This window comes from Pseudoalteromonas sp. CNC9-20, assembly GCF_022347875.1.
Taxonomy (GTDB): domain Bacteria; phylum Pseudomonadota; class Gammaproteobacteria; order Enterobacterales; family Alteromonadaceae; genus Pseudoalteromonas; species Pseudoalteromonas ruthenica.
On the sequence record NZ_JAKRFS010000008.1, the window covers coordinates 66196 to 87550 of the forward strand.

General features: G+C 46.8%; 22 protein-coding genes, 3 tRNA genes and 1 rRNA gene. 10 read left to right on the forward strand and 16 right to left on the reverse strand.

The features are described from left to right. Positions 1–56 precede the first annotated feature (56 nt). The 6 genes from fusA to nudE all read right to left on the reverse strand — a co-directional run bounded on the left by fusA (position 57) and on the right by nudE (position 4508). Positions 57–2144, reverse strand: a complete 2088-nt coding sequence (gene fusA, locus MHM89_RS17805) for an elongation factor G (protein WP_045980256.1) — start codon at positions 2142–2144, stop codon at positions 57–59. 549 nt (positions 2145–2693) lie between these two features. Beyond that, positions 2694–2770, reverse strand: a tRNA-Met gene (locus MHM89_RS17810). Positions 2771–2801: 31 nt separating this feature from the next. Next, a tRNA-Met gene (locus MHM89_RS17815) sits at positions 2802–2878 on the reverse strand. Positions 2879–2913: 35 nt separating this feature from the next. Beyond that, a tRNA-Met gene (locus tag MHM89_RS17820) sits at positions 2914–2990 on the reverse strand. Between the two features lie 125 nt (positions 2991–3115). Then, positions 3116–3919: a 3'(2'),5'-bisphosphate nucleotidase CysQ gene (gene cysQ / locus MHM89_RS17825; RefSeq protein WP_151172276.1), complete on the reverse strand. Its 804-nt coding sequence runs from the start codon at positions 3917–3919 to the stop codon at positions 3116–3118. A gap of 34 nt (positions 3920–3953) precedes the next feature. After that, complete coding sequence (nudE, locus tag MHM89_RS17830) at positions 3954–4508, reverse strand: ADP compounds hydrolase NudE (protein WP_151172275.1); 555 nt, start codon at positions 4506–4508, stop codon at positions 3954–3956. Between the two features lie 60 nt (positions 4509–4568). On the opposite strand from nudE, the gene yrfG reads away from it, so the two are divergent. Next, the gene (gene yrfG / locus MHM89_RS17835) at positions 4569–5222 is read left to right on the forward strand and encodes a GMP/IMP nucleotidase (protein WP_045980254.1); all 654 of its coding nucleotides are present in this window, start codon (positions 4569–4571) and stop codon (positions 5220–5222) included. On the opposite strand, the gene MHM89_RS17840 is transcribed toward yrfG, so the two are convergent. Then, positions 5219–5839, reverse strand: a complete 621-nt coding sequence (locus MHM89_RS17840) for a dUTP diphosphatase (protein ID WP_045980253.1) — start codon at positions 5837–5839, stop codon at positions 5219–5221. The genes yrfG and MHM89_RS17840 overlap by 4 nt on opposite strands. 112 nt (positions 5840–5951) lie before the next feature. On the opposite strand from MHM89_RS17840, the gene MHM89_RS17845 reads away from it, so the two are divergent. Next, the gene (locus MHM89_RS17845) at positions 5952–6596 is read left to right on the forward strand and encodes a peroxiredoxin-like family protein (RefSeq protein ID WP_239409387.1); all 645 of its coding nucleotides are present in this window, start codon (positions 5952–5954) and stop codon (positions 6594–6596) included. A gap of 28 nt (positions 6597–6624) precedes the next feature. On the opposite strand, the gene MHM89_RS17850 is transcribed toward MHM89_RS17845, so the two are convergent. The 3 genes from MHM89_RS17850 to MHM89_RS17860 all read right to left on the reverse strand — a co-directional run bounded on the left by MHM89_RS17850 (position 6625) and on the right by MHM89_RS17860 (position 9980). Then, on the reverse strand, positions 6625–7128 hold the full coding sequence (locus tag MHM89_RS17850; RefSeq protein WP_022946265.1) for a hypothetical protein: 504 nt from the start codon (positions 7126–7128) through the stop codon (positions 6625–6627). 175 nt (positions 7129–7303) lie between these two features. Beyond that, complete coding sequence (locus tag MHM89_RS17855) at positions 7304–9634, reverse strand: fatty acid cis/trans isomerase (protein WP_239409388.1); 2331 nt, start codon at positions 9632–9634, stop codon at positions 7304–7306. Further along, a complete protein-coding gene (locus MHM89_RS17860) occupies positions 9627–9980 on the reverse strand; it encodes a hypothetical protein (RefSeq protein ID WP_239409389.1) in 354 nt (117 codons plus the stop codon). Before MHM89_RS17860 ends, MHM89_RS17855 begins: the two co-directional genes overlap by 8 nt. Positions 9981–10102: 122 nt before the next feature. Between MHM89_RS17860 and MHM89_RS17865 the strand changes: the two genes are divergently transcribed. Together MHM89_RS17865 and MHM89_RS17870 are read left to right on the forward strand one after the other, a co-directional pair. Continuing rightward, the gene (locus tag MHM89_RS17865; protein WP_022946262.1) at positions 10103–10690 is read left to right on the forward strand and encodes a LemA family protein; all 588 of its coding nucleotides are present in this window, start codon (positions 10103–10105) and stop codon (positions 10688–10690) included. Positions 10691–10692: 2 nt separating this feature from the next. Further along, positions 10693–12537, forward strand: a complete 1845-nt coding sequence (locus MHM89_RS17870; protein ID WP_239409390.1) for a M48 family metalloprotease — start codon at positions 10693–10695, stop codon at positions 12535–12537. 1 nt (position 12538) lies between these two features. On the opposite strand, the gene MHM89_RS17875 is transcribed toward MHM89_RS17870, so the two are convergent. The 4 genes from MHM89_RS17875 to ylqF all read right to left on the reverse strand — a co-directional run bounded on the left by MHM89_RS17875 (position 12539) and on the right by ylqF (position 15924). Continuing rightward, positions 12539–13204, reverse strand: a complete 666-nt coding sequence (locus MHM89_RS17875) for an SDR family oxidoreductase (protein WP_239409391.1) — start codon at positions 13202–13204, stop codon at positions 12539–12541. Between the two features lie 62 nt (positions 13205–13266). Continuing rightward, positions 13267–14046 (reverse strand): VOC family protein, encoded by a 780-nt coding sequence (locus MHM89_RS17880; protein WP_045980248.1) that lies wholly within the window; start codon positions 14044–14046, stop codon positions 13267–13269. 36 nt (positions 14047–14082) lie between these two features. Beyond that, positions 14083–14547: a DUF2383 domain-containing protein gene (locus tag MHM89_RS17885; protein WP_022946258.1), complete on the reverse strand. Its 465-nt coding sequence runs from the start codon at positions 14545–14547 to the stop codon at positions 14083–14085. A gap of 432 nt (positions 14548–14979) precedes the next feature. After that, complete coding sequence (ylqF, locus tag MHM89_RS17890) at positions 14980–15924, reverse strand: ribosome biogenesis GTPase YlqF (protein ID WP_239409392.1); 945 nt, start codon at positions 15922–15924, stop codon at positions 14980–14982. Between the two features lie 106 nt (positions 15925–16030). On the opposite strand from ylqF, the gene MHM89_RS17895 reads away from it, so the two are divergent. Beyond that, the gene (locus MHM89_RS17895; protein WP_022946256.1) at positions 16031–16576 is read left to right on the forward strand and encodes a YaeQ family protein; all 546 of its coding nucleotides are present in this window, start codon (positions 16031–16033) and stop codon (positions 16574–16576) included. A gap of 32 nt (positions 16577–16608) precedes the next feature. Then, positions 16609–17205: an alpha/beta hydrolase gene (locus tag MHM89_RS17900; protein ID WP_045980247.1), complete on the forward strand. Its 597-nt coding sequence runs from the start codon at positions 16609–16611 to the stop codon at positions 17203–17205. Here MHM89_RS17900 and MHM89_RS17905 read toward each other — a convergent pair. Then, positions 17202–17399, reverse strand: a complete 198-nt coding sequence (locus MHM89_RS17905; protein WP_045980246.1) for a hypothetical protein — start codon at positions 17397–17399, stop codon at positions 17202–17204. The two genes, MHM89_RS17900 and MHM89_RS17905, sit on opposite strands and share 4 nt — an antisense overlap. A gap of 289 nt (positions 17400–17688) precedes the next feature. Here MHM89_RS17905 and MHM89_RS17910 point away from each other — a divergent pair, with 289 nt between their 5' ends. The 4 genes from MHM89_RS17910 to MHM89_RS17925 all read left to right on the forward strand — a co-directional run bounded on the left by MHM89_RS17910 (position 17689) and on the right by MHM89_RS17925 (position 20616). Beyond that, positions 17689–18162 carry a Dps family protein gene (locus MHM89_RS17910; RefSeq protein WP_022946252.1) on the forward strand — a complete coding sequence of 158 codons (474 nt, stop codon included), beginning with the start codon at positions 17689–17691 and terminating at the stop codon, positions 18160–18162. Positions 18163–18239: 77 nt separating this feature from the next. Further along, the gene (locus MHM89_RS17915) at positions 18240–18602 is read left to right on the forward strand and encodes a hypothetical protein (RefSeq protein WP_130144982.1); all 363 of its coding nucleotides are present in this window, start codon (positions 18240–18242) and stop codon (positions 18600–18602) included. Positions 18603–18612: 10 nt separating this feature from the next. Further along, positions 18613–19998: a class II fumarate hydratase gene (locus MHM89_RS17920; RefSeq protein ID WP_022946250.1), complete on the forward strand. Its 1386-nt coding sequence runs from the start codon at positions 18613–18615 to the stop codon at positions 19996–19998. Between the two features lie 93 nt (positions 19999–20091). After that, positions 20092–20616 (forward strand): hypothetical protein, encoded by a 525-nt coding sequence (locus tag MHM89_RS17925; RefSeq protein WP_239409393.1) that lies wholly within the window; start codon positions 20092–20094, stop codon positions 20614–20616. A 625-nt stretch (positions 20617–21241) separates the two neighbouring features. Here the strand turns inward: MHM89_RS17925 and rrf are convergent. Next, a 5S ribosomal RNA gene (gene rrf / locus MHM89_RS17930) occupies positions 21242–21355 on the reverse strand.

The following is a 21355-nucleotide window of genomic DNA, read 5'->3' on the forward strand; positions in this document are numbered from 1 at the left end:
AATAGGCATAAAAAAACCCAGGCACTAGCCTGGGTTTTTCTTAGAAGAGGCGACTATTACTTCGCTTCTTTTTTCGCTTTTTCTGCAGCGATTACTTCGTCAGCAACGTTTTGCGGACAAGGTGCGTAGTGTGAGAACTCCATAGAGAACTGACCACGACCAGAAGTAATAGTACGTAGGTGGCCGATGTAACCGAACATCTCAGATAGCGGTACTTCACCCTTGATGCGTACGCCCATGCCGCCCGCTTCTTGGTCTTTGATCATACCACGACGACGGTTAAGGTCACCGATTACGTCACCCACGTTGTCTTCAGGAGTGAATACGTCAACTTTCATGATTGGCTCAAGAAGTTGTGCACCCGCTTTAGGGATAGACTGACGGAATGCGCCTTTTGCAGCGATTTCGAACGCGATAGCTGATGAGTCAACTGCGTGGAAAGCACCGTCAAATAGTTCAACTTCAACGTCTAGTACTGGGAAGCCGGCAAGAACACCTTCTTCCATCATAGATGCGAAGCCTTTCTCAACTGCTGGCCAAAATTCCTTAGGAACGTTACCACCAACAACGCTTGAGCTGAACTTGTAGCCTGAACCTACTTCACCTGGCTTGATACGGTAATCGATCTTACCGAATTGACCAGAACCACCTGATTGCTTCTTATGCGTGTAGCTATCTTCAATTTCTTTGGTGATAGTTTCACGGTAAGCAACCTGAGGCTGACCAACAATAAGGTCTACGCCGTAAGTACGCTTAAGGATATCAACTTTGATATCAAGGTGTAGTTCACCCATACCTTTAAGGATGGTTTCACCTGAATCTTCATCAGTCTCAACTTGGAAAGATGGATCTTCTGCAACCATTTTACCGATTGCGATACCCATTTTCTCTGTACCACCTTTATCTTTAGGTGCAACAGCGATTGAGATTACTGGATCAGGGAAGATCATCGCTTCAAGCGTACATTCGTGCTTAGGATCACATAATGTGTGACCAGTTTGCACGTTCTTCATACCAACAACAGCGATGATGTCACCCGCCTGCGCTTCGGTAAGTTCGTTACGCTCGTCAGCTTGCATCTCAACCATACGGCCGATACGCTCAGTTTTACCTGTTGCTGAGTTAAGTACTGTGTCACCTTTTTTCATGCGGCCCGAGTAGATACGGATGAAGGTAAGTGCACCAAAACGGTCGTCCATGATTTTGAACGCAAGCGCTTTAAGTGGCTCATCTGCAGATACAGTTGCAACTTCACCAGTAGGCTCACCAGTGTCTTTGTCAGTTAGTGGCTGCGGATCTACTTCTGTTGGTGAAGGTAGGTAATCAACTACAGCGTCTAGCACTAGCTGCATACCTTTGTTCTTGAACGCTGAACCACAGTAAGTTGGGAAGAACGCAAGATCACGAGTACCTTTACGGATACACGCTTTGATTTGCTCTAAAGAAGGCTCTTCACCTTCCATGTATGCTTCCATTAGATCGTCGTCTTGCTCAACGGCAGTTTCAACAAGCATCTCGTGATACTCATTTACTTTGTCTACCATGTCAGCTGGAACGTCTTGTACTTCGTAGTTTTCAGGAAGACCTGTGTCATCCCAAACGTATGCTTTCTTCTCAAGTACATCAACAACACCAGAGAACTGGTCTTCGATACCGATAGGAAGAGTCATCACTAGTGGGTTTGCGCCAAGTACTTTTTTCACTTGCTCTACAACGCGGTAGAAGTCAGCACCCATACGGTCTAGTTTGTTTACGAAGATACAACGTGCTACTTCTGATTCGTTCGCATAACGCCAGTTAGTTTCTGACTGCGGCTCAACACCACCAGAACCACAGAATACACCGATACCACCGTCAAGTACTTTAAGTGAACGATATACTTCTACTGTGAAGTCAACGTGTCCAGGAGTATCGATTACGTTTAAACGGTGACCTTTCCACTCACATGTTACAGCTGCTGATTGGATTGTAATACCACGCTCAGCTTCTTGGTCCATGAAGTCGGTCGTTGATTCGCCGTCATGTACTTCACCGGTTTTGTGAATTTTACCGGTGAGCTTCAGAATACGCTCTGTCGTGGTCGTTTTACCCGCATCTACGTGCGCGAAAATACCAATATTTCTGTATTTTGATAAATCTGCCATTGCTTTACTCTATTGGTCGAAAAATTATTCGGCGGGAGTATATCACCTCTTGTGGCGAACATCATCATAGAAACCGCTTAAAATGCAATCAAATTAGGAAAATCTTGGGGTCGCCAATAAAATCGTTTGAGCCAAGGTAGGATGCGGCTTTGCCGGAGCTAAAAAGACATGATTTCACGCTGATAAAACGCCACAGTAGCAAGACAACAGAGTGTCAAAAGGGGTATAGCGTTTTATTTAAAACAATGCAGGGTAATTCACTGTAAGACTTGAATATGAACGCGACACGCCGTGGCGACGACCTTAGGTCGAATGGATTTAAAATAGTAATTGGTAGTGAGGTCTACTAAGAATTGGTTGCGGGAGCCGGATGTGAACGCGACACGCCGTGGCGACGACCATTAGGTCGAATGGATTTAAAATAGTAATTGGTAGTGAGGTCTACTAAGAATTGGTTGCGGGAGCCGGATTTGAGCGCGACACGCCGTGGCGATGACCCTAGGTCGAATGGATTTAAAATAGTAACTGGTAGTGAGGTCTAATAAGAATTGGTTGCGGGAGCCGGATTTGAACCGACGACCTTCGGGTTATGAGCCCGACGAGCTACCAGACTGCTCCATCCCGCGTCAATATAAGGTGATAACTGGCGATAAAAGTTGGTTGCGGGAGCCGGATTTGAACCGACGACCTTCGGGTTATGAGCCCGACGAGCTACCAGACTGCTCCATCCCGCGCCAATTATCTGTGGACGCTTGCAACTTTTAGAAGTTGGTTGCGGGAGCCGGATTTGAACCGACGACCTTCGGGTTATGAGCCCGACGAGCTACCAGACTGCTCCATCCCGCGTCCACATTGTTGGGTCTAGGGAAGCCCCTTCGCCAACGAGAGCGCCATAATATAGCAACAAAATTTAAATGCAAGTTTAATTACACCGAAACCATATCAGCTGCTGGTTTTTCCACCATTGAAGACTAATTATGATGAGAGCGCTGATGAGGGCTAATCATTTTTTGCCACTCCCAATCGGGATGCCCCATCACAATAAAGTCGGGATTTTCTGTTGATTCACGCTGGTTATAAGTGAGTGGATTAAATTCCGCATCGGTAATACACCCGCCCGCTTCTTCGACAATCACCTGCGAAGCGCCGGTGTCCCATTCACCGGTTGGACCAATACGCATAAAGCAATCGGCTTTCCCCTCAGCGATAATACAAGCCTTGAGTGAGCATGACCCTAACGGCACGGTGTCGAAGGTGGCATTTAAGTACTGACTAACGGCCTCTAGTTTTTGCCTGCGGCTAACCGCTAAAGTAAGGTTTGCCGGTTGGGCGACACTGATGCGCTCAACCCCTTCGGGCGTTTTCTTATACGCCCCTTGTTGATAAGTTGCGAAGTAGGTGGTGTTTTTCGCCGGCCAATGAATCACGCCGAGCACCGGTCGATTGTTTTCAATTAGTGCAATGTTGACGGCAAAGTCACCGCTTTCGAGAATAAACTCTCCGGTGCCATCCATTGGGTCCAGCAGCCAATAGCGCTGCCAGTGCTGCCGTTTTTCTAAACTGGGAATGGGCGTCTCTTCAGACATAATCGGGATGTCAGGCGCCATTTTCTCGAGCCCAGCCATAAGCACATCATTCGCTGCAATGTCTGCTTTGGTCACTGGGGTGTGATCTTGTTTTACCTGCTCTCCAATATCATTCTGGCGATAAATAGCCATAATGGCCAAACCTGCTTGCTCGGCCAACTCAATGCATGGAGCTAGAAAATCTTGCAACACGACCCCCTTTTTTACTGCTGAACCTCGTGGCTTAATTAGATGCCTGTATTAATAATAGCAAAGCTGCCACACTTCGTGCTTCGGTAAAGTCCGGCTCGCCAAGCAAAGCTTGCCATTGCGCCATTGGCCAATGTACTACCTCTAATGGCTCTGGTTCATCACCAGCCAACGTTTGGTGGTAAAGGTCGCGGGCGGTGATAATGTGCATATGAGCATTAAAGTAGCTAGGCGCGAGCGACACTTTTTTCATCTCGTTAAGCTCATGAGCGCCTAAACCCACTTCCTCTTGCAGCTCTCGGTTAGCAGCTTGAAACGGCGTTTCCCCCGGGTCGATTAAGCCTTTTGGGAACCCCAGCTGATAATCATTGGTGCCGGCACAGTACTCACGCACTAATATAAGTTCATCGTGTTCATTAACCGGAACGATCATGACCGCACCACGGCCTCCGCCTCGAATACGTTCATAATGACGTTGCTCGCCATTGGAGAAGCGCAGCTCTAAGGCTTCAACAGTAAATAATCTACTTTTTGCCACCACGTTATTATCAAGTATTTCTGGAGGCGTTGGATGCTTTTTCTGTGTCATAGCCGCGACTTTGTTATCATCAACATAAATCCATGATAATTGTTTTAGTAGGAAAAGCCCATGCCAAATTGGTCCAATATCGACACCGTATTACTCGACATGGATGGCACTTTATTAGACTTGCATTTTGACAACCATTTTTGGCTCGAAGTCATCCCCCACCAACTCGCTAAGCAGCAACAAATTCCGCTGCAACAAGCCAGAGAACAAATGGCGGCCCGCTATGAAGCAGTGCAAGGACAAATACAATGGTATTGCTTAGATTATTGGCAACAACAATTACAGTTGCCCATTATGACGTTAAAGCGTGAAATTCAGCACCTGATTAGTATTCGTGACGATGCCAAGGTGTTTTTGCAGGCATTAAAAAATTCAGGAAAAGAGCTTATTTTGCTCACTAATGCGCATAGAGATAGTTTGAGCTTAAAAGTAGAACGCACTGAGCTGGACCGCTATCTTGATAAGCTTGTTTCTACCCATGACTACGGCGTTAGTAAAGAGCACCAATCGCTGTGGCAGCAAGTGCAAAGCGACTTGGGCTTTGATAAAAAGCGGACGTTGTTCGTCGACGATAGCGCAGCGGTACTCGATGCAGCGAAGCGCTTTGGGATCAATCATCTGCTAGCAGTGGCTAACCCCGACAGCAAGCAGCCGCACAAGCCGCTTGCCGGATATGAAAATGTCACCGATTATCGTGACATTTTGCCTGCCTAGCTGGGGTAGCGCTGCTGCAAGCCTTGATAAACGAGCTTGGCGAAGTCTGGGTTATCAGTGTCCAGACTTTTTACCACAGCGACCAAATGCTCATTATCCTCTTGGCCATGCCACACTTTGATATAGGTTCCATCTTTATACCCATGGTCTTGGCGGAAGAAGTTCAAGGTGTTCTTGCCAACGTAGCCACGATAAAGATCATCGATATTCATTCCAATTTGCTGCATACAGCCGGCAAAAGCAGCAGCATTAAAAGCTTTATCAGCTACCGCGCTGGCTGCTAACGTCTCCAACGAGACTTTAAAATCAGCTCCTTGAATAGGACTTTGCATTTCCTGCTCAATTTGCGCCGCCAACTCAGCAAACGAAGTATGGCCGTCAATGCGCAGACTCAAGCCGAAGTGGAAGATATCCACCAGCTCCAAAATTACTTGCTCTGTGTCCGGAGTTTGTTTTTTCCACCATTTCCAACCATAGTGGTCCAGCATTTCCGCACACTCAACCCAAATAGCCCGGTACCACTCAAACCCTTGCTCAAACCATTGCTCGTGAACTTTGGTATTCATGGCATGCTGCATTTCTAACATGATGGCAATTTTATTTGCTGCGCTAGACATTCTTTAATCTCTCATTGTCTGTGTATTTGCCTATCATACCTATAGCGTGAAAGATTATCACCCTAGGGCCGTTCTAGTTGCATTGCTATCACAGCTTTAATAAAGGAATTTTATGTTATCTAAAACACTTGCGGGCTCTGTTGTAGGAGCCATCTTATTGTTATTCAGTGGTGTCGCCAGTGCAGCGGTCATTACCAATATCAGCGAATCGGCTGAGAGCGTGAGCCCGCTCCTGCCAGGCTTGAGCGTGCCCGATGTCACGTTAAAAGACACCCAGGGCCAACCGGTTGCGTTAAAACAGCTATTAGCAAATAAGCCTACGGTGTTGGTTGTTTATCGTGGTGGCTGGTGTCCTTATTGTTCAAAGCAATTAAAGAATATCCAAAATATCGAGCAACAAATCGCCGAGATGGGCTTGCAAATCATCGCCGTCTCACCAGATAGTCCTGCAAAGCTTGCGCAAAGCACCATTAGCTCACCGACCTACCAACTGCTCTCTGACGATCAGCTGGCATTGGCACAAGCAATGGGGTTAGCTTTTTTCTTAGATGATAAAACGGCTAAAGTTTATCGTAATAAGTTGGGCGTCAACTTTGTTGGCTTGGATGGTGAGCAAAAAGTGGCGCTGCCAGTGCCTGCCGTGTTTGTGCTCGATACGCAAGGGATGGTGCATTTCCAGTACGCCAACCCAAATTATCGTGTTCGTTTATCAGAGCCGTTATTATTAGCCGCTGCAAAACAAGTTATGAACCATTAAAAAAGGAGCCCTAGGCTCCTTTTCGTTATTAACGTAGGCGGTAATCACATTTGCCTTGCGTCACGTAACGGGTGTCGAATGAAGAGCCCGTGGTAAACTCAAAGCGCATATCTCTGAGCTCAAAGATAGGGTGTGGGTGTTCACTGATCCACTTTTGTGTCGCTCGACAAATACCTTCAAGCTTATGCAAACGGAAGGTATCAACTACCACTACAGCGTTGTATTGTTCCAAATAGCTACGCTGAATGTTTTCTACCCAGTTAGTACCGCCGTAGTTAGAACGCAAGTAATAAGTCAGGTCACTTTCGTCAGCTTCTTTAGGGCCCACATCCGGTGTTTTACGCGCTTTTTCAGCAAACTGAATAAGCGATAACTGCTCACGCATAACCTCTTCACGATGCCCTGCAGGACAGCGTTTAGTGGTATAGGTTACTTTACCTGCGGGGCTAATACATTTACTGAGCTTTTTTTCATTGCCCTGCGCTGCGAATGTTGCGCTCAGGGCGAGCAATAATACAAACCAATAGTGCATTGTTGTTCTCTAATTTTAGGCACAGCGGCAATTTTGCCAAAACCGCCACAGGTAAACAAGTCTTTGCAAATTGTTACATTTTCATTTCTGTACCAATTTGCTAAAAAAGACTGCTATAAAATCATTAGAAGCTAATTATTTATCTATATTTAACAAACAATTAGATCTAAAACGCTTACCGATTTTCGAGTCGGTTATAATCTAATAAGCCATACTCTATTCCCCGATATTTTTTCACCTGCTGGTGCAAAATATCGCTAAAGCGCCAAAATTGCGGGTCAGTGCGACGTACAGCAAAACGACTTTTTAAGGTTCGGTAATCAGCCTCGCTGGTCATTTTTTGCATATGTGCAGCAAAATCTTCCAGCTGCTGTGGTTGTAACAACCATAGCGCTTCAGGGTAATCGCCAATAAAGCCGGGGATGACGAGTGCTTTATCTTCATCGTAGGCGCGCTGATCTTCCTCGTCTAATAAGCTGCTGATGTTGTAGTGGGCATTGTGATGCAGCAAAGTATAAGCCTGATAATCATCCTCACCATTGGCCACCAAGATATAGCTCACTTGTGGTAATAAGTTCACCGCCGTACTCGGCATGGCATTCAGTTGGCGCAGCACATTAGGTACTTTTTGATAATCATAACGCTGACTCAATACCGCCGAGAGCTTTGTGGCTAAGCGCTGGTAAAGCTCTTGTTGTGGCTGTGATGTTTTGTAGTCAATGCCTGTCGGTTGCTCAAAGCGCACATTAGTATCTTTCATAAACTCAACAAGACTGGTGGGTGATTTTCTATACCAATGAGCCCGTAGTGCCTTGCGCTGCTCTTTAGGTAGTAAGGCAAGAAAGTTGTCTTCGCCTTCCATGCGCAGGAAGTCCATGTACAGACGAGTGATCAGTTGATGGCCAACATTGCCGTATACATCAAACCCGGCCACCAGCAGATAATGAATTCGTTCAAATAATGAGTAATCTAAAATCCAAGCGGTTTTGGGCTGCTCGCCGACCCAACCTTTGACCACCGTTGCCGAGTTGAAGTGCCGGAAAATAGTTAATGCGGCATTGTCATTATGCCCTTCCCCTTGCCAAATAAGGTTTTCGGTGAGGTGTTGGCCATTGGCAAAAACTTCATTGGCAAGCTTCGACTTGGCCTCCAAATACGTACTTTGTTTCGCGGCGTATTTGACCCAGCTAGAAATAGGCAAAGCGTTCGAATCTTCCTGGGCAGGCATATCGAGCATATCTTCGTGGCGCATTAAGAATTCATCAATTTTGGGCTGACTCACGAATTTAGGGTCAACAAAGGCGACCCAAAACTGGTCATTAATCACATTCAAAGCAATCTGACCTCGACAGACAGGCCCTTGAATAAAACCACGAATAATAAGCTCAGCCTCATCGAGCATAAATTGATATCGAGAGCCTACGGGAATAGCTGCAAAGACTTTAAACGGGTTTGAAGCGACTTTTATGTCATACCCTGGCAGTGACGGCACGGCATATTCCGGCGCAATAAATTGTGTTCGCAAGCGAGCTAGCTTGTCGTTATTCAACGCCAGTGGAATATTGGTTTTGGCCAGTACGGTACTTTTTCGAGGCAGCAGGCGGTAATAAACGCGCGCTACCCTAGGATCTTCATAAGGGCGGCGAGTAGCAATAACATCGATGGCTTCACCGGGAGGCGTGCGCGAACGAACTAAGGTGAAAAACTCCGAGGTGCTGATTTGATCAAAATAGATATTGGCCAGGTACCAATGCTCATAAATATAACGAGCGCTTAAGCGGTGTTTGTTATCATCTTGATTAAGAAAACGTTCCCACTTGTTCACTTCAGTTTGCAGCTCAGCGCTAATGGGGCCGTGCTTGGGCATTTTCGCGCCATCTTGCAACCACTGTGTGAGCACCGACATTTCTTTACTGGTCAGTGCTGGCAAACCATAGGGCATGCCCGCGTGAGGTTTATCTTGCGCGTATTGTTGAAACTCGCCAATAGTGGGACAGGTTTGGTCTCTATCCAGAGCAAAGTCAAATTCCTCTCCCAGAATGGCTTGTTCTGGCAGCGGGTGCTGCTGTTTCAATGCCAGAGCTTGATACATCACGCTGCCCACTAAATTAGCATGGGCGCTTTGCTCGCGCTCGTTAAGCACCGGTGAGAAGCCACGCTCACGCCACTGTTGCGTGGTGTGGGCATCAACGAATAAGCGGCTAGGCTTACTTGCAAGTAGCCGCGTGCCATCATAGACCAAGTCTTTAGAGGTACCACGTTCAATGCCCTCAGGAGATGACATTTTCAACTGACAAGGCGCATCATAGCACCCGTGGCAGACGACACAGCGGTTATCTATCACGGGTTTGACTTGCTCAGTAAAAAAGTCGCTTTGCGCAGGACTTACATCGTTACTGCGGTTTTGAACCTGCTCAGGGCCAAAGAGGCTATCATACTTCTGCGCACCTAATACGGCGCAGCCCGTACATAGCAGCAACAGCAAACCCCACGTCAGTTTATTCATCATCATCCCCTAGATCAAAGGTCGGCATCATTTCCAGTTGGGGTGATACGTAACTAACGCCATTATCGCGCTCTAAAGTGGCTGCTAAAAGTGGCCCATGAGTGAGCATTAACATGGCACTGTGGGATTCACTTGGAACAGACTCGGTATGCGCCAGCAATTGATAATCGGCCAATTGCAAGCTGACGCTCTGATCTTGCGCTGGGTTTTGGCACAGGTGAGCAAGTAACTGCTCGTTAAGAACCACTTCTAAGTATAAATCTGGGTGGTCTAAATCACGATTTGGTAATTCATCGTTGAATTGAAAAAGCGGTAGGCTGAGTACAGCGCCTTGCGATAACTCCATGGCAAGCCCCAATAAGGTAAGACTAAAACAGTTTTCATGATAGCAAAAAATGTCTACATGTTGGCTGATTTTGTGCACAATTCAGGTATAGTTAACCCAATTTTTTGCGCGAGATCTTTATTATGGAACTATTTTTAATCATCACGGCAGTGGTAGTCGTCATTGCCATAGTGATTTACAACTCGCTGGTACGCTATAAAAACGAATACCAAAATGCCTTTGCGCAAATAGATGTGCAGCTGCATCGCCGCCATGATCTTGTGCCTAACTTAGTCGCCACCGCTCAGGCTTATTTAGACCATGAAAGTGAGACCTTAAAAGCGGTTACCCAAGCAAGAAATCAAGCTGTAAGTGCTCTACAAAGCCTCTCGGGTGGTGAATTATCTTCGGCTAAACTTGCCCATTTAGCGCAAACGGAAGGAGCCTTGAGCAGTGCCCTAGGCGCCTTACAAGTGAGCATAGAAGACTACCCCGAATTGAAGGCCGACGCGACAATGGCCAATCTAAGTGAAGAGTTATCAAGCACCGAAAACCGTATCGCTTTCGCACGCCAAGCATACAATGACTCAGTACTTGCCTATAACAGTTACCGACAAAGTTTCCCGCCGGTGTTGATTGCCAACATGACGGGTCATAACCAAGATGCCAAGCTGCTAGAACTGGATGATCCACAAAGACAACGCCAAGCCCCTAGCGTGTCATTTAAGTAGCCGTGAGCGGTTTCTTTTCTCAGCAGCGCCAAGCAAGGCGTAAGACTTGGCTACTGCTGGTATTATTTGTGCTCGCGGTGGGTGCTCTCATCGCCCTCGCACATTGGCCATTTTTATGGCTGATGAGCATTTTTTCAACTGATCCATACACCCTGTTTAATTATGGTATCGCGCATGGAACTGACGCTTCAATCCACCTAGGGCTCACCCTTTCCATCACTGCAATTATCAGTACAGCCATACTTTATAAGTACTGGCAATTGCGCCGTGGTGGCAGTGTTATTGCTGAGCAACTAGGGGGGCAGCTGGTGCAAACAAACACCTACCATGAACAACAGCGGGTGCTACTGAATGTTGTTGAAGAGGTCGCTATTGCCGCCAGGATGCCCGTTCCGAGCACCTATTTACTTGCCAACCAGCCCAGTATTAATGCGTTTGCCGCGGGCTATCATCGTCGCGATAGTGTCATTGCCATCACCCAAGGCGCGCTCGATCAGCTAAGCCGAGCGCAACTACAAGCGGTCGTCGCCCATGAATTCAGCCACATAGTCAATGGTGATGTACGCCTTAATGTGCGTATGTCTGCCTTACTTTATGGCATCACCTTTATAGGTCAAGCCGGTGAAAACTTAATTTATAGCGCCATGAATGCGTCCCGTCGCCACAATGCGCAACGCACAGATGGCGCAGGGTTTACCACAGTGATTGGCGTTATTCTGACGCTGTTTGGATGGCTGGGGACACAACTTGGCGACATTATCAAAGCGCTGGTATGTCGCCAGCGGGAATATCTTGCTGACGCTGGTGCAGCGCAGTTTACCCGTAACCCACAAGCACTGGCCGGGGCTTTACTGGCTATTGCCGAAAATCCTCGCAAAAACACCTTAAGGCAAAATAATGCGCACCTATTCAGTCATTATTTTTTTAGTGATGCATTGAGCCCGTGGTTAACCTGGTTAAGCACTCACCCGCCGCTAACGAAACGTATTCGCAGGCTTGATCCACATTGGCATGGACAATTAAAAGAGCGTCCACGCACGGCGCCAAGCCAAGCAAATACCATGGCTTTTAGTGCTAGCCAAGGGCGCAACCCGCAGCCACAAGTAGTGTATGGCGACTTTCGAGAAAAGCTCATGGGGATAGAAGATTCTCTAAGTTATTTAGCTCATGAGCCGAGCGATGCGCGATGGTTAGTTATGTTACTGTGTCTTCATCAACACTGGTCGAATCGCCAAGCACAACTAACGTTTATCGCCGCGCTTCCTTATGTTGATATGTATAAGCTGGATAGGGCTGAGCTTGCATTAACGAAGCTCAGCACCGAACCTCAATTTCGCCTGCTTGAGGTTGCCATTGGTGCAATTCGCTGTTTGCCCAAAGCGCAACGCAGCCAATTTCTTGCCCAGCTAAAACAGCTCGCTGCGCTGTGTGAGGACTGGGAGCTTGTTCCTTGGTCTTTTCAGCAGCTGAGCGCTCATGCCCTCGCTGATAAAACCGTTGGTGCGTTGCCGGTTATGAATAAAACAGTGATTGTTGCAGCTTGTGAGCAGCTTCTTGGCGCTTTGGCAAGCTATGGCCATGCTAACTCAGAGCAACAACGCCTAGCGCTTGCTGCAGCGGCGCAGCATTTACAGATACCGCTTAGCTTAGAGCATGAAGCGCGATGCCAGCTGACAAGATTGCAGCGCGCCCTGCGAGTCATAAAAGGCCTCCCTGTGGTCAAACGGCAACAGTTGCTGGAGGCTTGTCGTGTATGCGTAGAGCACGATGCACACATTAACGAGGCGGAGCAAACGCTGCTCTACACGCTTGCTGCCTGCTTAGAGATAGATGGTATCGATTGCTAGCTTACCACGGTAAGGTTTCACCGTTAGCATGCCAAAAGCCGCCACTGTTATTTAAGTTTAGCTCGTCAATACGCTCACTGATCCGCTGTGCTGCAACATCTGGGCCTATATCGCCAGCGTAACCGACCATTTCGGTTTGCACGAATCCGGGGTGAATTAACCCCACCGCCACATCTTGTGCTTTAAGTTCATGGGCCAAGCTCACTGAGGCTGCATTTAACGCGGCCTTGGACATACGGTAGCCTATATAGCCTCCAGAACCATTGTCGGCAATAGAGCCCATACGTGAGGTGATCATCGCCACTTTCGCGCCTTTGCTAAAGTTATCACGTAATGCATGAGTCACACGCACAGGAGCCACTGCATTGACCGAGAGCTGTTCATTGATAGTGTCAAAGTTCATCTCTGCCAGGGTTTCGTTACGAAACACACCGGCATTATTAATCAATAAATCGATGTGCTCGTTTTTAAGCTCAGTGCGCAAGCGGGCCACATCGTCAGCGTGGCTTACATCAAACCCTGTGCGCACATCAACACCTAGTTCATCAAGCTCATCGCTGCTACGCCTAACCACGGCAATAACCTTAGCTCCAGCAGTTTTATAAATTCTCGCTAGCTGTAAACCGATGCCCCGATTGGCACCGGTGATCACCACATGTTGGCTCATAATCACTCATCCTCTTTTTAAGTTGATGAGTTTAGGGTGGGGGTGAATCAATAAAACCCAAGTTATTGATTAAGGTTTATGATTGAAAAGACTGCTCCTTGTGGATCTGTGAGGACGCAAAAACGGCCTACTTCAGGTACATCCATGGGCTGCACACAGACTTCGCCACCAAGTTTTTTAGCTTGCTCTGCTTGTGCATCACAATCGTTGACACTGAAGTAGATCATCCAATGTGGCGGAATATCATCAGGCCACTGCTCATCCATGGCCACCATACCACCGACCATGGTGTCACCCGCTTTAAACAGGGTGTAATCCATCCCTTCCATGGCTTTTAGTTCGGCGCGCCAGCCCAATAACTCACTGTAAAAATTAGTACTAGATTCAATATCGCGGGTCGCTAACTCAAACCAGCACGGCGTATCAACCTCATTTTGCACACTGGCCCCTTTGTGCCCCTGACCCTGCCATAGCGCTACCATGGCGCCCACAGGGTCGCACAACAACACCATGCGACCTGCCTCGGGCACATCATGTGGACCGTGTACTATGGTTGCCCCCAGCGACTTTGCCTTGTCTGCCATCGCGTCTACATCATCAACGGCAATATAGCTCAACCAATAACTGGGAACACCCTGAGCATGTTGATCGGCGGGCATTTGATACATCGCAGCCACATCCCCTTGTGGCTTTTTTAGCATGGTATAGTAAAGCCCATTGCCGATAGGCTGGTCCTCAGCCGACCAAGTAAACAAATCACTATAAAATGTTTTCCCACCTTGCCAGTCGGATGAACACAATTCGGTCCAGCAAAAGTGTCCCTGGGGGTAATTCTCGCTCATAAATTACATCCTTTTGTTGTTTTCATTAACCATAGACTACGCATTCAGAAAACGCTTGAGGTACTGCTCATGAGTTTCCAATTGGGCAATCACGGTCTCAACCTCTTGGGCTCCCTGACTATCATTCATCACCTGCGCGGCATTACGACATTGCACTAAGGTTTTGTGTTGCTGTGAATTCAACTCTTCAAGGAAAGCTTGCACACTGTCGCCCACTACGGACTCAAGCTTTGCCTGCCACTCCTTCAAATCTCCTAATAAACTGGTGTCGACTTCGTCGAGTTGCTGCTGTTGCCCTACCGCTTTTGCTAACTCGGTTTGCAAATAACGCTTATGATCATGTAAGACTTTCATGCGTGCTTGCAAAGATTCGTCTTCAGCGTGTTTTTGCACATCTTGAATTAGGACTCGCTCATTTTCTAAAGACTCAATTAATTGATCAATAATTTCAATATCTTGCTCTTGTTCACTGGATACAGAGGTAGGAATTTTTAAACCCATAACATGGCTCCTTCTATCGTTACTGTCCTTAATGCTTACTCAAGAACCATTCCAACAAAAAAGAAGAAAAATAAATTTAAATAATTTCAGTTGGTTATAGAAAAACACAGATATTAATGAGAATTATTTGCAAAAAGCGTTGACACAAAGGCAAATCTTATTGATAATCAATATCAACAAAACGGGAACACATTCGAAAGCAGTGATGTCATTAAACGTTTTGTTGCGGACAACTTTGTTTCTCGACCCTGAAACACGTGTTGCGCACGTAATGCGCTTTGGTTGGTGGCTGCACTCCTCAACGCCCCTTGAACTGTTAGGCCGCCAACCACCCTACTATTTTACTTGCTACATTGCTCATATCGGTGACGGTAGATATGAAAACAAAAAAGCCCGAAAGGGCTTTTTTTATGTCTAAAATTTGTCGTGATATCAGCGACGGTTTTTCCGTGCTCTTGCACGTCGTTGCCGCTTTTCTTCTTCCTTAGCGGCCTTTTTAGCCTCTGCTGCCGCGCGCAATTCTGCAACCATCTGTTCCTCTCGCTCACGCATCTGCGGAGTTTCCATGGTAATACGCCCAATCACCGCATCACGTAACTCGTTAATGAGAATTTCAGCGAACTTATGAAGATCAACCTGATTACCACCACGCAGACAGCCGCGATTTTTGCCCGCTGCAAGCATAAAGTCATAGTCATGTTCTGGCAGTGGTGACACTTTATAGCGTTGGCTCAATAATGCCGGATACGCTTGCAGTAAATACTCACAGGTGTAGCTGGCAACCTCTTCATAATCAATAGCGGTATCACGAATAGCCCCTGTTGCCGCTAAACGATAGCCGGAGTTCTCGTTTTCAACCTTAGGCCATAACATCCCAGGGGTGTCGTAAAGCATGATCCCTTCGTCTATTTTTATCCGCTGTTGCGCTTTGGTGACCGCAGGTTCATTGCCGGTTTTAGCAACGATGCGCCCCGCAAGCGTATTGATAAGCGTTGACTTACCAACGTTAGGGATCCCCATAATCATGGCTTTAATCTGTTTATCGGCACCTACTTTGTGCGGCACAAGCTTTTTACACAGTTCAATGACTTTGCCAGTATGGCCCGCTTTATCGTTCGCGAGCGGCATGGCTTTGACACCATTTTCACGCTCAAGGTAGTCCATCCAGTGGGTGGTCATCTGCGGGTCGGCTAAGTCAGCCTTATTTAGGATCTTAATGACTGGCTTATCACCGCGCAACGCGCCAACCATAGGGTTCTCACTGCTGTAGGGAATGCGCGCGTCCAATACCTCAATGATGACATCCATTTGTGGCATGATCTCTTTAATTTCGTTACGCGCTTTATTCATATGGCCTGGGAACCACTGGATTGCCATGTTTTCTCTCCCCTAAGTGATGAATAATTATTTTACCTTCGAGACACGCCAAGATCACCCGTTAATGTGTATACTGCCCGCTTTTCTTCTCTCTTATGGAACAGGCATGGCCCTAAAAGCAACGATCATCAAGGCACGGTTGAACATTAGTGATTTAAACCGCCATCATTATCAGCAATACTCTTTTACCCTCGCGCAGCACCCATCAGAAACCGACCAACGGATGATGATTAGAGTGCTTGCCTTTGCCTTAAATGCTAATGATAATTTAGTTTTCACCAAAGGCTTATGTGCCGATGATGAGCCCGAGCTGTGGTGGATAAACGACGATGACAGTATTCACTTATGGGTAGAACTTGGTCTCGCTGATGACAAGCGCCTAAAAAAGGCCTGTAGCCGAGCACAGCAAGTATTACTTTATGCCTATGGTGAAGGAAGCCAGCAAGCTTGGTGGCAAAAACACCAAGCGAAACTCGCTGGGTTTGATAACCTGCGTATCGTCAGCCTTGCTTATGAAGATACGCAGAAGCTAGCAGCAATGGCCTCCAGAAGCTTAGATTTAACGATTACCATCGAAGATAATGAAGTGTGGGTGAGTGATAGCGAGACCAGCTTACAAATCCCCTTGACCTTGTTGCAAGGACAAGGCTAAATACTAGCGCCATTGTTATCAACGGAGTCACTATGATCACTAAGGTAGTTGTATTACACGGATTGTATATGTCTGGCTTCGTAATGCGCCCTCTTTGCGCACGTCTTAAAAAGCAGGGGTATGGCATTTTAAATGTGTCATACAACACCCTGAACCCAGATACCGATAAAATCTTTGCGCAAATTAATGACTTCATCGCCGATGACCAGTGCGCTTTTGTTTGTCATTCCTTGGGCGGCCTTATTGCTCGGCAATACCTCAGTCAGGCGTTTCCACAGACGGACCAAGTAAAAAAGGTCTTTACCCTTGGCACCCCACACAAAGGGGCACAAATAGCCCGCCATATGCAGGACCGGGGCATGCAAGCACTGTTGAAGAATAGCCTTGAGTACCTCGTGAGTGAAAGCCAAGATTGGCCCTTCTCAGCCCAACTGTACAGTATCGCCGGAGACTTGCCCTTTGGCTTACTGCCATTATTTGAGCAGGGCAAGCCGTCAGATGGTACGGTCATGGTTGATGAAACCCGCGTCTCAGGTATGGCGCAGCATAAAGTTTTTCACCTTAGCCACACCAGCCTCATTTACTCGCGTAAGGTGGTCGATTATATCTTGGCGCAGCTAAAGACTTAATCCTCAGCAGCCGCTGCGATTTTATACGCAATTACCGCAATAACACCGACTACCAATGGGATTGGCGCAGCAATAATGCCAAACGCATCAGAGTTGGCATAACTGGCTCCAGCTAAATGACCAACAAGACCGATTACAAAGGTTAGTACGGCGATAATACATACTGTGATTTCTGCTTTTTTTGCTTTTGTCATTGCCCTATCTCCTCATCGTTGATGGTTTCAGTATGGCCTGCACAAGGAAAGTAACCTTGCGCTAAATCAAGTTTTCACTGGGCAATAAATCATCAGTATCGAGTTGTTGCGTTAGATCAAAAATTCATCTCCTCGGCCTTGTTTTTGGCATACATCATGCCCAAGTATGATTATAGGGTCGGTGTTGTTATCGCTAAAAGTGATGTCAGGCATCGAATTTATCTGCTTGTTATCAGGTGCCTTTAGGCCATACTGATTATCAGCAAACAACCATGCACAGGAGACAGCTATGTCGCAAATCAATGCCATTGGATTAGATAGTGAAGAAACTCAAAACGTAATTGAATCACTCAATCGACTATTAAGTTGCTATCAAATTCAGTATATGAATGCCCGTGGCTTCCATTGGAACATCAAAGGTCGTGATTTCTTCGAGCTGCACGTTAAGTTTGAGGAAATTTATAATTTGCTGTTGGAAAAAGTAGATGAAATAGCTGAGCGTATTCTTACCTTGGGTGGTGAGCCCCTACACGCATTTTCGGACTTTATCGAATTAAGCCAAATTAACGAAGTGAAAAATGTCAGCGACGGCGGCCAAGCCGTACAATCACTCGTCGATGGCTACTCAACACTAATAAAAATGCAGCGTAAGGTGCTCAGTGATGCCGGCGATAACCAAGACGAAGGCACAGCCGCGTTAATGAGCGATTACATTAAAGAACAAGAGAAGCTTGTTTGGATGTTAAAAGCCTATTTGGATTAATCACAAAATCACTTGCATCTTCCCTCTTTAGCTGTAATGATAATTATTATCAATACAGCTAAAGAGGGATTTGCACCGTGCCACAGATTTCGCTTGAATTTCTTGGAGCTCAACTGCGCCGTCTATCGCGGTGTCAGCGAGGCCAAGCACCCAACTTAGTTGCACAGTTTATTGAAACGGGTTTGCATTGGGCTCGCTACTATGGAGCTCGACAGATGTATTTATTACAAGAGCTTTATTTACGTCGCACGTTTTACCAATTGGTTAATATCATCTGTGACCCTTTGTTGGAACAGCAAGTAAGAAAACAAAGCCTTTGTCAGCTGCATAAACCACAGCTTGCCCTTCAGCGTTTTTATCGCCAGCAACAGGGTATGCATAAGTACAGAGCACTCAGCCAAGAAGCTCGCGTTCTCTGTCATGAGTTCAACCCCTATTAAGGAGCACTTTATGAGCACAGAGTACCGACATGAAAAGGACAGCATGGGTGAGCTACAGGTCCCAGCAGATGCCTTATATCAAGCACAAACCCAACGCGCTGTGAACAACTTTCACATCAGTGCCATGCGTATGCCAGCACGCTTTATTCAGGCATTGGCACAGATAAAACGCGCAGCCGCCACCGTTAATACCGAGCTAGGGCATCTTGATGCCAATGTAGGTGGTGCAATAGATAACGCCTGTCGCGAAATTATTGCTGGTGAGCACCTTGAGCACTTCCCTGTGGATGTGTTTCAAACCGGCTCAGGGACCAGTACCAATATGAACGCTAATGAGGTCATTGCTACGCGTGCAAGTCAGTTGCTGGGTGATAATGTACACCCCAATGATCATGTAAATATGGGGCAAAGCTCCAATGATGTGATCCCAACAGCAATTCACGTAAGTAGTGCGCTGGCGATAGAGAAAGAGCTGATCCCAGCACTGGATCACCTTATTAGTGTGATAGAAGCTAAGATTGAACAAGTGGGCAGCCATGTTAAAACCGGCCGCACACATCTAATGGATGCCATGCCTGTTACCTTCGCACAAAGCATGTCGGCTTGGCGCGAACAAGTCGTTAAGGCGAAGCAACAAATCAGCGCTAGCGCTGAGCACTTACATCAACTTGCCCAAGGCGGTACTGCTGTAGGCACAGGTATAAATGCTGATCCTGAATTTTCGGCGCGTTTCGCTAAACAGCTCGCTGCCCAAACCGATAGTCACTTCCAAGGGGCAGAAAACCTGTTCTACCACATCGCAACTCAAGATTCGGTGGTTGCGGTATCCGGTCAACTAAAGACTGCTGCGGTCGCGTTTATGAAAATCGCTAACGACCTACGTTGGATGAACTCTGGACCTTTAGGTGGGATTGGTGAAATAGAGCTCGAAGCACTGCAACCTGGTTCATCCATTATGCCTGGCAAAGTGAACCCGGTGATCCCTGAGGCCACAGCCATGGTTTCGGCGCAGGTCATAGGTAATGACAGTACTATTACCGTAGCGGGTCAGGCTGGTAACTTTGAACTAAATGTAATGTTGCCCGTTATCGCCTATAACGTATTGCAGAGTATCGAGTTACTGACCAATACCAGCTATGCTTTGGCCGATAAGGCAATTGCCAGCTTCGTCGTCAGAGAAGATAACTTACAGCGTTCTTTAGCAAAGAACCCCATTCTGGTAACGGCGCTTAACCCCATTATTGGATATGAGAAAGCGGCCGCTATTGCCAAGCAAGCTTACAAAGAGAATAAAGCTATTCTCGATGTAGCTGCAGCACAAACCGACATTCCTTATAAAGAGCTAGAGAAATTACTCGACCCTAAAGGGCTTACCCTAGGGGGCATTCAAAAATAGATAGCCTGAGCTAGGTGACCATAACATCTGCATTTGCGCATTAGCACAATGTTTGTATTATGGTCACTATACTCATCAACAATTATAAATATTATGCGCCACTTAATTATCCCCCTTGCACTGCTCTCCCTCACTGCATGTCAAAATAATGAGCCACAAAATACCACCGGTGAAGTAGAGACAGCCGCAGAGCGAGCTAGCTCTGAGTCAACAACAGATAACCTAGGAAAAGATAAGCGGATAGACGGCGAACAACTTAGCCAACCGATTAACGAAGAGCGCGCCATTAGTGCCACAGAGCAATCCATCAAAGCTGATTATCAACGTTTAGAAGCACTGACGCAGGACAAATCTTGTGACAGCGCCAGCCAATGTAAAGTGGTTGCAGTGGGTAGCCGTGCTTGCGGCGGCCCAAGCCAATATCTTGTATATTCAAGTAAATCAGCAGATCCGCAGCAAGTATCTGCGTTAGCAAACAGTTTGGCTGCTCAGGAAAGCCAACTAAATGCTGAAAAAGGCATGATGAGTATCTGTCAGCATCTCACGAGACCCGCAGCACAATGCAAATTAAAGCAGTGCGTCGCTGTACAGAGCAATGTCAATCAAGAAACGTATTAATAACCGAAGGCGCTCAACACCAGCGACAATACAGTAACGGCGGCAATACAAACCAAAGCCCGAATAATAAATTTGGGCTTTATCTCATTCTTATACCAATGAAAGTAAAGGAATTTGACGAAATACGTTGCAGCTACACCAAACAGCGCAAAGATCAATAAGTAAGCAAGTAACGGAAGGGTCAAAAGTCAGCCCTAATAAATTCAAAATCTGTTCTCTAGCCTAACAATTCCACTCGAAAAAAACCAAAAATATATAGCCATTTTGCATCCGCTAATCATGTTTTTAAAAGCCTAATATTGTAGGTCATGGGTTACCCAGCCTAGAGTGCGGTGTTGTAGGTCAGGATTTATCCTGACTAGGTGTCGCTAGGCTAAAAGCCTTGCCTACAGGTGTGGGGTTTTCTGATGTTTAGTTATGTTGTAGGTCAGGATTTTCCCTGACTAGCTGATGCAAGGCTAAAGCCTTGCCTACAGGTGTGATGACAGGTGGTGCTCTGTTGTGGGTCGGGATTTATCCTGACTAGGGTGATGCAAGGCTGAAGCCTTGCCTACAGGTATGGGGTTCTTTTCTACAGGCATAAAAAAACCCGCTGCACTGCTGCAACGGGTTTCTCTAATTAGGAGCCTGGTGATGACCTACTTTCACATGGGCGAACCCACACTATCATCGGCGCAGTTCCGTTTCACTTCTGAGTTCGGCATGGGGTCAGGTGGGTCCAGAACGCTATTATCACCAA

Bases quoted from the DNA above. Each gene is read 5' to 3' on its own strand.
- fusA (WP_045980256.1), bottom strand. From the start codon at position 2,144: ATGGCAGATTTATCAAAATACAGAAATATTGGTATTTTCGCGCACGTA.
- nudE (WP_151172275.1), bottom strand. From the start codon at position 4,508: ATGACACAGAAAAAGCATCCAACGCCTCCAGAAATACTTGATAATAAC.
- yrfG (WP_045980254.1), top strand. From the start codon at position 4,569: ATGCCAAATTGGTCCAATATCGACACCGTATTACTCGACATGGATGGC.
- MHM89_RS17840 (WP_045980253.1), bottom strand. From the start codon at position 5,839: ATGTCTAGCGCAGCAAATAAAATTGCCATCATGTTAGAAATGCAGCAT.
- MHM89_RS17845 (WP_239409387.1), top strand. From the start codon at position 5,952: ATGTTATCTAAAACACTTGCGGGCTCTGTTGTAGGAGCCATCTTATTG.
- MHM89_RS17850 (WP_022946265.1), bottom strand. From the start codon at position 7,128: ATGCACTATTGGTTTGTATTATTGCTCGCCCTGAGCGCAACATTCGCA.
- MHM89_RS17855 (WP_239409388.1), bottom strand. From the start codon at position 9,634: ATGAATAAACTGACGTGGGGTTTGCTGTTGCTGCTATGTACGGGCTGC.
- MHM89_RS17860 (WP_239409389.1), bottom strand. From the start codon at position 9,980: ATGGAGTTATCGCAAGGCGCTGTACTCAGCCTACCGCTTTTTCAATTC.
- MHM89_RS17865 (WP_022946262.1), top strand. From the start codon at position 10,103: ATGGAACTATTTTTAATCATCACGGCAGTGGTAGTCGTCATTGCCATA.
- MHM89_RS17875 (WP_239409391.1), bottom strand. From the start codon at position 13,204: ATGAGCCAACATGTGGTGATCACCGGTGCCAATCGGGGCATCGGTTTA.
- MHM89_RS17880 (WP_045980248.1), bottom strand. From the start codon at position 14,046: ATGAGCGAGAATTACCCCCAGGGACACTTTTGCTGGACCGAATTGTGT.
- MHM89_RS17885 (WP_022946258.1), bottom strand. From the start codon at position 14,547: ATGGGTTTAAAAATTCCTACCTCTGTATCCAGTGAACAAGAGCAAGAT.
- ylqF (WP_239409392.1), bottom strand. From the start codon at position 15,924: ATGGCAATCCAGTGGTTCCCAGGCCATATGAATAAAGCGCGTAACGAA.
- MHM89_RS17895 (WP_022946256.1), top strand. From the start codon at position 16,031: ATGGCCCTAAAAGCAACGATCATCAAGGCACGGTTGAACATTAGTGAT.
- MHM89_RS17900 (WP_045980247.1), top strand. From the start codon at position 16,609: ATGATCACTAAGGTAGTTGTATTACACGGATTGTATATGTCTGGCTTC.
- MHM89_RS17905 (WP_045980246.1), bottom strand. From the start codon at position 17,399: ATGACAAAAGCAAAAAAAGCAGAAATCACAGTATGTATTATCGCCGTA.
- MHM89_RS17910 (WP_022946252.1), top strand. From the start codon at position 17,689: ATGTCGCAAATCAATGCCATTGGATTAGATAGTGAAGAAACTCAAAAC.
- MHM89_RS17920 (WP_022946250.1), top strand. From the start codon at position 18,613: ATGAGCACAGAGTACCGACATGAAAAGGACAGCATGGGTGAGCTACAG.
- MHM89_RS17925 (WP_239409393.1), top strand. From the start codon at position 20,092: ATGCGCCACTTAATTATCCCCCTTGCACTGCTCTCCCTCACTGCATGT.